Below are 13,187 nucleotides of genomic sequence, written 5' to 3'. Positions count from 1 at the left end.
AACGTCACGCGCGCCGAGGGCTTTCGCCGCCGCGACCAGCACCGTGAACGTTGCAATCCAGACGATGCGCGCGCCGTAGCGGTCATGCGGACCTGAGATCACGCCGCAGATCACGGCGTTGCCGAGCAGCGCCAGCGCCACCGTGCCGGCAAGCAGCGTGAGGTCGTCGCGCTGCCGCCGCCATAGCCCGCGGCCGAACAGGACCGCGACCACGAGCATCGAGCCCAGCGCGACCGGCACGTGGATGCGGTTGATCGCGGTGAAATCGAGCTGCCATTTCTGCTGGCGTGCCGCGCGCATCGGCGCGAGTTGCGCGGGGATGTAGCGCTCGATGATGCCGTAGGTATGCGGGATCCAGCCGTTGCTGCCTTCACCGGTTGCCACATCGGCGAGCTGATCCGCAGTGGCAACGAGCGCGGCCCTGGCCTGCCAGAGCGGATATTCCGCGAGCGAATGCACCACGATGAAGTTCATCTCGTCGTTCAGCCCCTGGAAGCGGCCGAGCGTGTTGAACATGCTGTGGCCCCACAGGAAGTCGTCGGCCGTCGGCGGCAGTTCGTCGCGATAGGGACAGAGCTTCAAGTGCTGCTTGTCGCAGTGATCGCGCAGATATTGCGCGACGATGCCATCCTGCAGCATGCGGCCGAATGCGACGCCGGTGCCGCCGGGTGTCCAGGCGAGTTCTCCCGACAGCGCGAAATTCGCCGCCAGCAGCATCAACGCGCCGGCGACGGCCGTGAAGCTGCCCTGCACCAGGCCGGCAAGCGGGATCTGACGGCGCAGCCACGGGCGGATGATCCAGCCGACGCAGCACAGGCCGAGCAGCACGCCGAGCGTCGCACTGTGGGTGGCGGCGGAAAACGCCGTGAACACGAACAGCGCCACCTTCTCCAGCGTCGAGATCTTCCCGCCGTGCAACACCAGCACGAACAGCGCCAGCACCGCGAGCCCGGCAAAGATGTCGGTCAGCAGCATGCTCGCCAGCCAGGGCAGGGCGGTGGTGAGAATCAGCGCAAGGCTGATCGCAAGCAGCCGGACCGGCCGGCCGAGGTCGAGCACGCGCAGCGTCAGCTGCAGCACCCACAGCGTCGCGAGCGCCTGGATGCCGAGGTTGAGCCAGAAGTTGGAATTCTCGCCGACGTGGAGGTAGATTCCGAACACCGTGGACCGGCTCGGCACCAGATAGCCTTCATACCAGCGGGCCAGATAGCCGCCGGTATCCCATTGGAGCAGCGGATAGCCGTTCCAGAGGGCAGGCGCGAGCAGTAAAAGGGGGATGGCGCTGGCGGCGATCCAGACCGACCGTGCCTCGGTCAGGCGCGCGCGTAAAATCTGCGTGTTGATGACGTACCCCCCGTATTGAGGCCGACCATGCCCAAAAGCAGGTCAAGGACGAAATCCGCCAATAGTTGCAGAACCGCGGCTTGATTTCGGCAAAATCCCGACCACCTGCCCTAGACGTCCGTCGGGGTACGTCCGGCTGGGGTTTACCGTACCGGGCCGTCGGAGGACGGGTGTGACCGGTCGTGCTATAGTGCGCGGCCGAACAATCGAATTGCGAGAGCAGCAATGGCAGTTCATCAGGTCCATCCGCAGGGGAGCAAGCTTGCGGCGCTCGATCCGATCTGGGATCGCATCCGCAGCGAGGCGGAAGACATCGTCCGGCGCGAGCCGGAGCTGGCGTCGTTCATCTATTCGACTGTGCTGCATCATGAGCGGCTGGAAGATTCGGTGGTGCATCGCATTGCCGAGCGTCTCGACCACGCCGCGCTGTCGGGCGACCTGATCCGGCAGACCTATGACGAGGCGCTGCGCGATGCGCCCGATCTCGGCAACGCCTTCCGCGCCGACCTCGTCGCGGTCTATGACCGCGATCCCGCCACCTCGCGCTTCATCGATCCCTTGCTCTACTTCAAGGGCTTTCACGCGCTGCAGACCCATCGCCTGGCGCACTGGCTGCATCAGAAGGGCCGCAAGGATTTTGCCTTCTATCTGCAGAGCCGCTCCTCGGCGGTGTTCCAGACCGACATCAATCCGGCCGCCAAGATCGGCCGCGGTATCTTCCTCGATCACGCCACCGGATTCGTCTGCGGCGAGACCGCCGTCATCGACGACGACGTCTCGATCCTGCATGGCGTCACGCTCGGCGGCACCGGCAAGGAGAACGAGGATCGCCATCCGAAGATCCGCCATGGCGTGCTGATCGGCGCCGGTGCAAAGATCCTCGGCAATATCGAGATCGGCCATTGCGCGCGGATCGCGGCGGGCTCGGTCGTGGTGAAACCCGTGCCCCACAACGTCACAGTCGCGGGCGTGCCGGCGAAAATCGTCGGCGAGGCCGGCTGCGCCGAACCGTCGCGCACCATGGACCAGATGCTCAACGCAATCGGGCTTTGATTTCATTCGCTTTCTGACGGCGGCGTGTTCGCGCCGAACCCGCATTGCCGGAGCCTGAAAAGGCTCTGGCGGTCGCGGCCGTCCCGTCCTAAAACTCCCCCGAAAATCATCGACCCGATTGGAGACCGGCCGTGGACGTTCAAGAAGTCAGGAAGCTCGACGCGTATCTCAAACGCGTATTCAGCAATCCCAAGATCCGCGTGGTGCCGCGGCCGAAGAAGGACGACTCGGCCGAGGTCTATATCGGCGAGGAGTTTGTCGGCGTGCTGTTCGTCGACGACGAGGACGATGATCGCTCGTTCCAGTTCCAGATGGCGATCCTGGAAGAGGATCTGGCCGAGTAAGCTCGTTCGGCATGATGCCGTAGGGTGGGCAAAGCGTAAGCGTGCCCACCTTCACGAGCACGTTACGCGATGGTGGGCACGCTGCGCTTTGCCCCACCCTACGAATATCACGATATCGGCTCAACCCTTCGCGCTGTGTATCTGCGCGGAGAGGCGGTCCATCGCGTTGGCAATGTCGCGCCATTGCGCGAGCCAGGCGCGCGGAAAACGGAAGATCAGGTCGGCGCCCTCGATGCGCCGCTCACTGAGGCACATGCCGGGCGTCGACTTGTCGCGGCTGCAGCGCGCGGTCAGCGTCGGCTCGCTCGCGGTGACGAGATCCTCGCCGGCATAGGGCGAACCTTCGCGGAATGCGCGCGTCGTCAGATCGTCGTCGGTCGCAGCGGCGTCCTCGAGATAACGTGGATAGATCGTGCGCAGGCGCGCCTCGGGCGCGAGGGAATCGTGGTGAGCTGCGATCGACACGAAGATCCGGTCGATCGGCTGCACCTTATCCTCGATCGTATCGGCGCTGTAGTGCTTCGGCGCCGCCGGCGCCTCCAGCGACGGATAGAGGAAGTCGAGGTCGACACGTTCCTGCGGTCCGGAATGGCGTTGGATATTCATCCGCACCGCCGTGGTCGGCACGTTGAACAACGTGCCGCCGACGCTGACCGGCAGCCGGGTCGGGTCGCTCGACGAGACGGTGGTGTAGGTCGGCCACAGCAGATAGGCGACCAGCGCGATCGCGCCGGCCGCGACCACGGCCGAGGCGATGATCGGCACGAGATGCGCACGCGGATCGCGGCGGGTGTCGCGGGCGAGATGCTGGGCCGTCGAAAGGAGCGTCATGGCGTGGGCACAGGGTCAGGTCGGAGGCAGCCGAATCATCTCCCGACTATGCCATGCAGCCGCGGATTTCCGTATGATTCCAATGGAATCCGCGGGCTCCGGGCCATGCGTAAACGCAGCACCAGCGGCCTGCGATTAACCTTTTCTTAAGGATGATGTGGCGCCGCACGGCCATTTCTGCGAAGCAGGGTAGTGGCCTGTTGCGTAAGCGAGTTCCGATGTCGCCTGATACCCTCAATTCCCTGTTCTCGCTCTTCATCGGCTTTGCGCTCGCTGGCGCATTGGCGAACGGCTACCAGATGATGGCGGAGCGTCCGGCCGGGTTCGGCCTGCTGCAGCAGGGTGCCGCGCCGAAGACATTTGCGGCGGTGCCGTTCCTGGTATTCGCCGCGCCCTTCATCATCATGCGCAACACGCTGCGCGGCGCACGCATCGAGCGCCGCCGCTTCGAATTCGTGATGGTGGCGACGATCATTTCGGGCTTCTGGAGCCTGATGTCCGGCACCTTCTTCGTGATGACGCTGCGTGCCGCGGGCGTGCTCGCCTGATCCGGTTGACCTGATCAGGCGCTCGATCTTCCTCGCTTGTATCCGTCTCGGTCGTCGTGCCAAGGTCGTCCCCGATACAAGGAGACCTTCATGGCGATCTACGAGCTCGATGGGCAGGCGCCCGATCTTCCCGCTGACGGCAGCACCTTCATCGCCGACAACGCCGTCGTGATCGGCAAGGTGCGGTTGAAGCCGAGGACGAGCGTCTGGTTCGGCGCCGTGCTGCGCGGCGACAATGAGTGGATCGAAATCGGCGAGGGCTCCAACGTCCAGGACAATTCGACGCTGCATGTCGATCCCGGCTTTCCGCTCGTGATCGGCAAGGACGTCACCATCGGCCACAACGCGATCGTGCATGGCTGCACGCTGGAGGATGGCGTGCTGATCGGGATGGGCTCGATCGTGATGAACGGCGCGCGGATCCGGCGCGGCAGCGTCGTCGGTGCCGGCTCGGTCATCACCGAGGGCAAGGAATTTCCGGAATACTCGCTGATCATCGGCGCGCCGGCGCGCGTGGTCCGCACGCTGGACGCAGCCCAGATCGAGCAGATGACGCGGCCGGCGAAGTCCTATGCCATCCGCGGTCCGCAGTACAAGGCGGGGCTGAAGAAGATCGGCTGAGCGCAATCAGCCCTTTTTGGCTGGCTTGGCCGCGCCCTTCTTGGTCGCGGCGTTTCGCTTCGACGCGTCCTCGAGCCGGGCGCTCTTGCGCAGTGCGTCCTTCAGGTCGATCGGAATACCGTGCTTCTTGAGCAGATCGGCGAAGGCTTCGTCGGCCAGCTCCTGCAAGGTCGCCATGCGGTCGCGTCCAAGCTGCTTCAGCTTGTCGAAGGTGTCGTCGTCGAACTCGATCAGCTTGCGCAATTTGCATTGCTCCAATGCCGGCAGGAACTGTGGCCTCGCGGCTCCGTTGGTTTCCGCAAGGGAGAAATTTCCATGCGCAAATTATCTGCCACCGCAGCACTTGCGACAATCGCCATTCTGCTGGCGCCCGCGGTTACCGTCGCCCAGACCACCGGTATCGGCGGCGGCGCCTCCGGCACGACGTCATCGCCGGCTACCGCGGCACCGCTAGGCACCAACAGCGCGGGCACCGCGCAGTCCTCGGGCCGGCCGAACACCGGTGAGGGCGTCACGACCGGGGCGGCGACGACCAAGAGCGTCGACCAGGCCATCGCCGACGAGAACAAGTCAGTCGATCGTCGACTTAAAGGCATCTGCCGCGGCTGCTAGGATCGATGCACCGCTGCTCTGGTTCACGCGGGTCGCGCAGAAGTGAGTGCGACATCCGCGCGATCGGGAAGCTGCGGGCCTACATGGTTGAGGTGTGGTCGGACGCAAGGACGCGTCGGAGGGGTTGATTAGCAACTTTCATAAGGGAGTAACGGGTGATGTTGCGTAAGACGATGATCGCCTTGATGGCGATGGCCTCGCTCAGTCTGCTCACGGTCGACGCCGCGTCGGCGCGGGGCGGCTTCGGTGGAGGCGGCCACGGTGGTGGTGGCGGTTTCCACGGTGGTGGCGGCGGTTTCCATGGTGGCGGTTTCGGCGGCGGCGGATTCCGCGGCGGCGGAGCGGCCTTCCGGGCTGGCGGCTTCGGCGGCGGTGGCTTCCGCGCCGCGGCGGTCGGTGCGCCCGCGTTTCGCGGCGGCGCTTGGGCCGGTCGCGGCTGGCACGGCGGCTACTATCGCCATCGCGGTTATCCGTTCGCCGCGGCGGCGATCGGCTTTGGACTGGGCTACGGCGCCTACGGCTACGATGACGGCTATTACGGCGATCCCTACTACGCCAATTACGGCTATGACGACGACGCCTACTATGGCGCCGGTGCCGGCTGCTACGTCGTCCAGCAGAACATAAGGACGCCGTATGGCTGGCAGGTTCGTCCGGTGCAGGTTTGCAACTGAGCCTCGACGGCACCTGATTTGATTGAGATCACGGCCCCGGCGTGAATGCGCCGGGGCCGCTCGTGTGTTTGGAGCGCGCGGCGAAGATGATGCCGCGCAAAGCGGTGTCAGCTCAGCACGCCGTATTTCTTCAACCAGCCCTGCATTTGATTCCAGCCGTCCTCGGCCGCCTCCTTGCGGTAGCTTGCGCGATAGTCGGCATGGAAGCCGTGCGGCGCGCCGGGATAGATCTTGAACTCGGCCGTCTTCTTGTTGTCGGCGAGCGCCTTCTTGAATGCCTCGACGCTCGCGACCGGAATGCCGGTGTCGGCCTCGCCATAGAGGCCGAGCACCGGCGCCTTCATCTCGGGCGCGAGCTGCATCGGGCTCTTCGGCCAGAGCGGGTTCGGCGGATCAACCGGCGGGCCATAGAAAGCGACGCCGGCTTTGAGCGCCGTTGAATGCGCCGCGTATTCCCACACCGTGCGACCGCCGCGGCAGAAGCCGATGATGCCGAGCCGCGAGGTGTCGCCACCCTGCGATTTCGCCCACGCGACCGTCGCGTCGAGATCGCTCAGCAGCTCGGCATCGGGCTTGCTGTTCACGATCGGCATCAGCTGCGGGATTTCGGTGATCTTGGTGAGGTCGGTGCCCTTGCGGAAATAGTAGTCGGGCGCCACCGCGAAGGCGCCGAGCTTGGCAAGCCGGCGCGTCACGTCCTTGATGTATTCGTGCAGCCCGAAAATCTCCATCGCGACCAGCACGACCGGGGGATTGGCGGCACCGGCAGGCCTGGCGAAATAGCCGGGCATGTCGCCGTCGGCGACCTTGATCTTGGCATCGCCGGCGCTGAGCCCGCTGGTATCGGTCTTGATGACGTCGGCCCGTACCGGACCGGCGGCCAGCGTATAGCCGGCGGCGACGGCGGCCGACGCGGTCATGAAGCCGCGGCGGGATACCGGCGCGGGTTTGGTCAGTCCGACGATATCCTGGGTCAGAACGGGTTCGGCGCTCATCAACGTCCTCCTGTTGAAATCAAGGAGGCGGCATTCAGCAAACGAAGGAGGTGGGTGGCAAATCACCTGCCTGCGAGGAAAATGGGCCCCAAAAAAACAAGGCCGTCGACGTAGTATACCGTCAACGACCTTGCCAGCCCCGGACATTGAAATCGGCTCACGCCATCCGGTGTTTGGAGGATGACTCGGATTCGAACGGCGATGTGTGAACCAGTTCACAAACTCCGGATTAATTCACGCTAACAGGCATTTCCGGAAGGCCGTCGGGCGTGCATTGCCTTGATGGCGCGGGGAAAACTGCCTCAAGCGCGAAATTCAGGCCCCGAAGAGGCCCGTGCCATGCCGGCGCTCAGCCGCGGGAGCGGCGGTGCCTCCGATTGGCACTGCGCGAGCGCTTGCGCGGCGACGGCTCGGCGGCGGGTTCGTTGGTCTGCGCATTCGCCAGGGCCTGGCGCAGACCTTCGACTTGCTCGGTCAGGGCCGTGACCTGATCGGAGAGCTTCTTGGCGTCGGCCTGCTGGGCTGCGATCTGCCGGCGCATCGTCTGCATCTGGTCCTGAACCTCCTGCAGCTGGTCGATCGATTCCTGCTGGGTCGCCTCGATCCCCTTGGTCTTCTCCACCAGGGCTTCGGACACCTGCGCCGTCTTTGCCTGCAACTGCTGGCGGGCGGCGACCACGCGATCGAGCTCGGGCACGTTACCGCTGAAGCTGCGCCACAGCGCGATCGAGCCGATCCCGAACAGCACGAGCACCAGCGCGACGGCACCGATCGCGATCGGCTGCACGCCGCCGCGTCCGTTCAGCTCTGAATTCCGGGGGGCAAGCTCAACCATGCGACCTGAACCGGACATCAATTGAAAGGTTCCGAATACCACAACCTCGGCGAGGGTAAAACCTTGGATTTCAAGCAGATCGGGATATGGTTGCCGCCGGTCACCTTAAAATTTGAGCCAAACCCGGAGCTTCCGGTGCCTCAGGCCGCGGGCGCGATCAGGCCGACCCTCATGTCCTTGGCGAGATAAACACAGGCCTCATCCGCCAGCACGCGGCCGTCCGCGATGCCGAGAACCAGCCTGCCGCGCCGGACCTGGCGCATCTCGACCTCATAGCGGACGCGTCTGACCTCCGGCGTGATGTGACCCCTGAACTTCACCTCGCCGACTCCGAGCGCCCGGCCTCGGCCCGGCGACCCCGACCAGCCGAGCCAGAATCCGATGATCTGCCACATCGCGTCGAGCCCCAGGCATCCCGGCATCACCGGGTCTCCGGCAAAATGACAGGCGAAGAACCAGAGGTCGGGGGTGATGTCGAGTTCGGCGACGACATGGCCCTTGCCGAACGCGCCGCCGTCCAGGCTGATCTCGGTGATGCGGTCCATCATCAGCATCGGCGGAGCCGGCAGCTGCGCGTTATCAGGGCCGAAATAGCCGCCCTCGCTCGAACGCAGCAGATCCTGCTTCACGTAGGATGTGAGCGGTGCGTGAAAATCGTGCGGCTTGAACGGGATGGCCATCGAACCTTGCTTGATGATTGAACCTCAGTTGCGACCGCGCGCGGATCTTTTCGGCTGCACGGAGAGCCGCAGCGCGGCGGCCATGAAGGCCCAGATCTCGTTGGTCAGCGTGACCGGATCGGGCCGCGCTTCGCTGCCCAGCGCGCCGATCAAGGCCTGGCGGATGCCGCCGATCATCAGTGCGATGGTCAGATCCGGATCGAGATCGGCGGGAATGATGCCGTCGCGCTGCGCAGCCTGAAGCATCCGCGCGCCGCCGGCGAGCTGACGGTTGGTGAAGGCAATCTCGACGTCGAGCACCTCGGGCGCACGGCTCAGCGGCCCGATCACCAGCAATGCGAACGGGTGGTCATAGTGAAAGGCGACATAGGCACCGATCCGCTCCCGCTCGCGGTCGGCCCAGTTTTGGGCGGAGAGCTTGGCGCCGCCGAAGGCCGCCGCATCGAGGCGGCCGTAGAACGCCTCGACCACGGCGGCGATCAGCCCTGCCTTGGAACCGAAGTGGTGATAGGCGAGCCCGACCGAAACCTGTGCCCGTCGCGCCACGGCCTGCATCTCGAAGTGCCCGTGGCCCTCGATGAGCTCGTCCTGCGCCGCGGCGAGCAGCCTGTCGCGAGTCCCCAAGCCGGTTGCGTTCACCTTGCCTCCTGTTTTGAATTGAATTCAGTTCAAGCGCCGTTATGCGAGAATGTCAAGCGCGGGGATGTGAGCGGCCCCGGCGAGCCGGGAAGGCAGCCAATGGCGTTTGCGATCAAGACCGAGATCAGGGATCCGCGGGCAAAGACCTTGGTCTTCACGGCGCAAAAGACCATGTATCGCGGCAAGCTCATTGCGGCAGGCGACGTCGTGTTCGTGTTCGCCAGCGAGAACGAGGGCGGCAAGGGCCTGATCGCGCGCGCCGTCGTCACCTCGGCCGCGCCGGTCGCACCAAAGCCCGGCATCGAGCGGCAAACACCGCGCGTGAGCATTGCGGTCAAGCGCGTCGCGCTCGCCAAGCGCCCGCTCGGTCGCGATGAGTTGAAGCGCTTCAAGGACTGGGACGACGGCCGGCCCGAGACCGAGCTCAACTTCAAATTCTACCGCCAGGCCACGGACAAGATCGTCGGTCTCACCGACGCGACCGCAGCCTTCCTCGACGGCTTCTTCTAAGGCGCTGCTGGCACGCAGCGTCGCCACGGATGTGGCGAGCGAATGTCGCTGCTCGAGGGAATAGACCGGTCGCGAAATTGTTATCGTTGCCAGAGCAACAACATCATCTCGGCGTGAAAGTGGAGTTGTTGTTTCCTCGCGGAAACATTGCCGGAATGTGATGCAAATCGACTGTTGGATGAGACGTTAGTGATTGGAAATTTGTCGCGGTCGATGACAGAAGCGCGCGGCGTGAGATTTGCACTGCCGTTGTCGTGCTGGCTAGCTTGATCGAACACCGTGCATGAATGAAATAGTCGGGATCGCCCTGAGGCGGCCGTATACCTTCGTGGTGCTGGCGCTGCTCATCCTGATCATCGGGCCGCTGGCCGCGATGCGGACGCCGACCGATATCTTCCCGGATATCCGGATCCCCGTGATCGGCGTGGTCTGGCAGTACACCGGGCTGCCGCCCGACCAGATGTCCGGCCGCATCACGACGCCGTTCGAGCGCGCGCTCACCACGACCGTCAACGACATCGAGCACATCGTCGCCAATTCCTACAACGGCGTCGGCATCGTCAAGATCTTCTTCCAGCCCAATGTCGACATCCGTACCGCCAACGCCCAGGTCACCGCGATCTCGCAGACCCTGCTCAAGCAGATGCCGCCCGGTGCGACGCCGCCCTTGATCCTGAACTACAATGCTTCCACCGTTCCGATCATCCAGCTCGCTCTGTCGGGCGCGGGGCTCACCGAGCAGAACCTCGCCGATATCGGCATCAACCAGCTGCGCACGCCGCTGGTCACCGTGCCGGGCGCGGCCATACCCTATCCCTACGGCGGCAAGCAGCGGCAGATCCAGATCGACCTCGACCCGACCGCGTTGCAGGCCCTCGGCCTGTCAGGTCAGGATGTCGCCAACACGCTGGCTGCACAAAATCTGATCACGCCGGTCGGGACGGAGAAGATCGGCGATTTCGAATACACCATCAACCTCAACAACTCGCCGCTGAAAATCGCGGAGTTCGGCAATCTTCCGATCAAGACTGTCAACGGCGCGATGGTCTATGTGCGCGACGTCGCGACCATCCGCGACGGCAACCCGCCGCAGACCAACATCGTCCACGTTAACGGCAACCGCTCGGTGCTGATGATGGTGCTGAAGGCGGGCTCGATCTCGACGCTCGACATCATCGACGGCATCAAGAAGAAGGTCGAGGAGTTCAAGTCGTCGCTGCCGCCGGCGCTGAAGATTGATTTCGTCGGCGACCAGTCGATCTTCGTCCGCGGCGCCATCACCGGCGTGGCGCGCGAAGGCGTCATCGCGGCACTGTTGACCAGCGTGATGATCCTGCTGTTTCTCGGCAGCTGGCGCTCGACCATCATCATCGCGACCTCGATTCCGCTCGCCGTGCTCGGCTCGATCATCATGCTGTCTGTCATCGGCGAGACCCTCAACATCATGACCTTGGGTGGCCTGGCGCTCGCAGTCGGCATCCTGGTCGACGAAGCGACCGTGACGATCGAGAACATCAACTACCATCTCGAGCAGGGCAAGGAGGTCGAGCGCGCCATCCTCGACGGCGCCAACCAGATCGTGGTGCCGGCCTTCGTCTCGCTGCTCTGCATCTGCATCGTGTTCGTGCCGATGTTCTTCCTGCAAGGTGTGGCGCGCTTCCTGTTCGTGCCGATGGCCGAAGCCGTGATGTTCGCGATGCTGTGGTCGTTCATCCTGTCGCGCACGCTGGTGCCGACGATGGCGAAATATCTGCTGCATGCGCATGAGCACGTCGATGGCGACGCGCCGCGCTCGCGCAATCCGCTGGTGCGAATCCAGCGCGGCTTCGAGGCCGGCTTCGAGCGGTTTCGCGCCGGCTACGCCGACGTTCTCGCGCTCGCGCTCGCGCACAGACCGACTTTCGTCGCCGGCTTCATCTGCATCGTTGCGACGTCCTTCCTGCTGGTGCCCTATCTCGGGCGCAACTTCTTCCCGTCGGTCGATGCCGGCCAGATCCTGATGCATGTGCGGACCCAGGTCGGCACCCGCGTCGAGGACTCCGCCGATCAGTTCGCCCGGATCCAGCGGGCGATCCGAACGCTGATCCCGTCCGACGAGATCGAGACCATGACCGACAATATCGGCATGCCGATCTCCGGCATCAACATGACCTACAACAACACCGGCGTGATCGGCTCGCAGGACGGCGATATCCAGATCAAGCTGAGGGAAGGTCACCGGCCCACCGATGACCACATCAAGACCTTGCGCGAGCAACTGCCGCGGCTGTTTCCGGGCACCAGCTTCGCGTTCCTGCCGGCCGACATCGTCAACCAGATCCTCAATTTCGGGGCGCCGGCGCCGATCGACCTCGAAATCCGTGGTCCGAACCTGGACGGCAACTTCGCCTATGCAAGCGGCCTGATCGAGAAGCTGCGCCACATTCCCGGGGTCGCCGATGCCCGCATCCAGCAATCCGCGCGCAGCCCGACCTTCAATGTCGACGTCGATCGCACGCGCGCCCAGTATGTCGGCCTGTCCGAGCGCGACATCACCAACAGCATGGTGGTCAATCTGGCCGGCAGCTCGCAGGTCGCGCCGACTTACTATCTCGATCCGAACAACGGCGTCTCCTATTCGATCGTGATGCAGACGCCGCAATATCAGTTGGACACGCTGAGTTCGCTGGAGGCGCTGCCGATCACGGGGTCCACGACCCGACAGCCGGTGCTGCTCGGCGGCATCGCCAAGATCACGCGGACGACATCGGATGCGGTCGTGTCCCAGTACGACATCCAGCCGATGGTCCAGATCTATGCCACGCCGCAGGGGCGTGACCTCGGCGCGGTCGCCACCGATATCCGCAAGCTGATGGCCGAAACCGCCAAGGACCTGCCCAAGGGCAGCACGATTTCGCTGGTGGGGCAGGTGCAGACCATGGAGAGCTCGTTCTCCGGCCTGCTGTTCGGACTGCTCGGCGCGGTGGTGCTGATCTATCTGCTCATCGTCGTGAATTTCCAGTCGTGGTCCGATCCCTTCGTGATCGTGACGGCGCTGCCGGCTGCGTTGGCCGGCATCGTCTGGATGTTGTTCGCAACCGAAACCACGCTGTCGGTGCCGGCGCTGACCGGCGCCATCATGTGCATGGGGGTCGCGACCGCCAACAGCGTGCTGGTGATCAGTTTCGCCCGCGAGCGCTACGCCGAGCTCGGCGACCCCCGCGCCGCGGCGCTGGAAGCCGGCTTCGTCCGCATCCGCCCGGTCGTGATGACGGCGCTGGCGATGATCATCGGCATGCTGCCGATGGCGCTCGGCCTCGGCGAGGGCGGCGAGCAGAATGCCCCGCTCGGGCGCGCCGTGATCGGCGGCCTGATGTTCTCCACCATCGCGACGCTGATGTTCGTGCCCGTGGTGTTCAGCCTGGTGCACAAGAAGCGGGACACGGCTGAGGCCGAGATCGCGTCGCTCCATGAGCAGCGCGCGCAGGCTGCCGAATAGGCGACGGCGTTCAGCACGCGCTA

The 13,187-nt window shown here is 64.5% G+C and carries 14 protein-coding genes and 1 pseudogene; 8 read left to right on the top strand and 7 right to left on the bottom strand.

The window, feature by feature from the left end:
* Positions 1–3: 3 nt before the first annotated feature.
* Positions 4–1,344: pseudogene (locus IC762_RS22945) on the bottom strand (hypothetical protein); the annotation flags it as partial.
* Between the two features lie 225 nt (positions 1,345–1,569).
* Between IC762_RS22945 and cysE the strand changes: the two are divergent.
* Both cysE and IC762_RS22935 read left to right on the top strand, forming a co-directional pair.
* Complete coding sequence (gene cysE / locus IC762_RS22940; protein ID WP_195784486.1) at positions 1,570–2,397, top strand: serine O-acetyltransferase; 828 nt, start codon at positions 1,570–1,572, stop codon at positions 2,395–2,397.
* Between the two features lie 131 nt (positions 2,398–2,528).
* Positions 2,529–2,741: a DUF3126 family protein gene (locus IC762_RS22935; protein WP_195784485.1), complete on the top strand. Its 213-nt coding sequence runs from the start codon at positions 2,529–2,531 to the stop codon at positions 2,739–2,741.
* Positions 2,742–2,861: 120 nt separating this feature from the next.
* On the opposite strand, the gene IC762_RS22930 is transcribed toward IC762_RS22935, so the two are convergent.
* Entirely contained in the window at positions 2,862–3,572 is a 711-nt protein-coding gene (locus IC762_RS22930; protein WP_195784484.1) for a hypothetical protein, read from the bottom strand.
* A 218-nt stretch (positions 3,573–3,790) separates the two neighbouring features.
* On the opposite strand from IC762_RS22930, the gene IC762_RS22925 reads away from it, so the two are divergent.
* Together IC762_RS22925 and IC762_RS22920 are read left to right on the top strand one after the other, a co-directional pair.
* Complete coding sequence (locus IC762_RS22925) at positions 3,791–4,120, top strand: DUF6949 family protein (protein WP_195784483.1); 330 nt, start codon at positions 3,791–3,793, stop codon at positions 4,118–4,120.
* 90 nt (positions 4,121–4,210) lie between these two features.
* The gene (locus IC762_RS22920; RefSeq protein ID WP_195784482.1) at positions 4,211–4,741 is read left to right on the top strand and encodes a gamma carbonic anhydrase family protein; all 531 of its coding nucleotides are present in this window, start codon (positions 4,211–4,213) and stop codon (positions 4,739–4,741) included.
* Between the two features lie 6 nt (positions 4,742–4,747).
* Here IC762_RS22920 and IC762_RS22915 read toward each other — a convergent pair whose 3' ends face one another.
* On the bottom strand, positions 4,748–4,984 hold the full coding sequence (locus IC762_RS22915; RefSeq protein WP_195784481.1) for a hypothetical protein: 237 nt from the start codon (positions 4,982–4,984) through the stop codon (positions 4,748–4,750).
* 72 nt (positions 4,985–5,056) lie between these two features.
* On the opposite strand from IC762_RS22915, the gene IC762_RS22910 reads away from it, so the two are divergent.
* Positions 5,057–5,353 (top strand): hypothetical protein, encoded by a 297-nt coding sequence (locus tag IC762_RS22910; protein WP_246801175.1) that lies wholly within the window; start codon positions 5,057–5,059, stop codon positions 5,351–5,353.
* Between the two features lie 158 nt (positions 5,354–5,511).
* A complete protein-coding gene (locus IC762_RS22905) occupies positions 5,512–6,027 on the top strand; it encodes a hypothetical protein (RefSeq protein ID WP_195784480.1) in 516 nt (171 codons plus the stop codon).
* Between the two features lie 107 nt (positions 6,028–6,134).
* On the opposite strand, the gene IC762_RS22900 is transcribed toward IC762_RS22905, so the two are convergent.
* From IC762_RS22900 to IC762_RS22885, 4 genes are all read right to left on the bottom strand, one after another.
* Entirely contained in the window at positions 6,135–6,947 is an 813-nt protein-coding gene (locus IC762_RS22900; protein ID WP_433995918.1) for a dienelactone hydrolase family protein, read from the bottom strand.
* Between the two features lie 424 nt (positions 6,948–7,371).
* Positions 7,372–7,857, bottom strand: a complete 486-nt coding sequence (locus IC762_RS22895; RefSeq protein WP_195784478.1) for a hypothetical protein — start codon at positions 7,855–7,857, stop codon at positions 7,372–7,374.
* 140 nt (positions 7,858–7,997) lie between these two features.
* On the bottom strand, positions 7,998–8,537 hold the full coding sequence (gene fabA, locus IC762_RS22890) for a bifunctional 3-hydroxydecanoyl-ACP dehydratase/trans-2-decenoyl-ACP isomerase (RefSeq protein WP_433995846.1): 540 nt from the start codon (positions 8,535–8,537) through the stop codon (positions 7,998–8,000).
* 24 nt (positions 8,538–8,561) lie between these two features.
* Positions 8,562–9,176 carry a TetR/AcrR family transcriptional regulator gene (locus IC762_RS22885; RefSeq protein WP_195784477.1) on the bottom strand — a complete coding sequence of 205 codons (615 nt, stop codon included), beginning with the start codon at positions 9,174–9,176 and terminating at the stop codon, positions 8,562–8,564.
* Positions 9,177–9,275: 99 nt separating this feature from the next.
* On the opposite strand from IC762_RS22885, the gene IC762_RS22880 reads away from it, so the two are divergent.
* Both IC762_RS22880 and IC762_RS22875 read left to right on the top strand, forming a co-directional pair.
* The gene (locus IC762_RS22880; protein ID WP_195784476.1) at positions 9,276–9,686 is read left to right on the top strand and encodes a hypothetical protein; all 411 of its coding nucleotides are present in this window, start codon (positions 9,276–9,278) and stop codon (positions 9,684–9,686) included.
* Between the two features lie 283 nt (positions 9,687–9,969).
* A complete protein-coding gene (locus tag IC762_RS22875; protein WP_195784475.1) occupies positions 9,970–13,164 on the top strand; it encodes an efflux RND transporter permease subunit in 3,195 nt (1,064 codons plus the stop codon).
* Positions 13,165–13,187: the final 23 nt, after the last annotated feature.

The sequence above is a fragment of the Bradyrhizobium genosp. L genome, from assembly GCF_015624485.1.
In the GTDB taxonomy this organism is placed as follows: domain Bacteria; phylum Pseudomonadota; class Alphaproteobacteria; order Rhizobiales; family Xanthobacteraceae; genus Bradyrhizobium.
Note: the sequence above shows the minus strand (reverse complement) of the source record. Positions and strands in the feature narration are given on the sequence as shown.

Bases quoted from the DNA above. Each gene is read 5' to 3' on its own strand.
- IC762_RS22920 (WP_195784482.1), top strand. From the start codon at position 4,211: ATGGCGATCTACGAGCTCGATGGGCAGGCGCCCGATCTTCCCGCTGAC.
- fabA (WP_433995846.1), bottom strand. From the start codon at position 8,537: ATGGCCATCCCGTTCAAGCCGCACGATTTTCACGCACCGCTCACATCC.
- IC762_RS22880 (WP_195784476.1), top strand. From the start codon at position 9,276: ATGGCGTTTGCGATCAAGACCGAGATCAGGGATCCGCGGGCAAAGACC.
- IC762_RS22930 (WP_195784484.1), bottom strand. From the start codon at position 3,572: ATGACGCTCCTTTCGACGGCCCAGCATCTCGCCCGCGACACCCGCCGC.
- IC762_RS22900 (WP_433995918.1), bottom strand. From the start codon at position 6,947: ATGACCGCGTCGGCCGCCGTCGCCGCCGGCTATACGCTGGCCGCCGGT.
- IC762_RS22905 (WP_195784480.1), top strand. From the start codon at position 5,512: ATGTTGCGTAAGACGATGATCGCCTTGATGGCGATGGCCTCGCTCAGT.
- IC762_RS22895 (WP_195784478.1), bottom strand. From the start codon at position 7,857: ATGGTTGAGCTTGCCCCCCGGAATTCAGAGCTGAACGGACGCGGCGGC.
- IC762_RS22910 (WP_246801175.1), top strand. From the start codon at position 5,057: ATGCGCAAATTATCTGCCACCGCAGCACTTGCGACAATCGCCATTCTG.
- cysE (WP_195784486.1), top strand. From the start codon at position 1,570: ATGGCAGTTCATCAGGTCCATCCGCAGGGGAGCAAGCTTGCGGCGCTC.
- IC762_RS22875 (WP_195784475.1), top strand. From the start codon at position 9,970: ATGAATGAAATAGTCGGGATCGCCCTGAGGCGGCCGTATACCTTCGTG.
- IC762_RS22925 (WP_195784483.1), top strand. From the start codon at position 3,791: ATGTCGCCTGATACCCTCAATTCCCTGTTCTCGCTCTTCATCGGCTTT.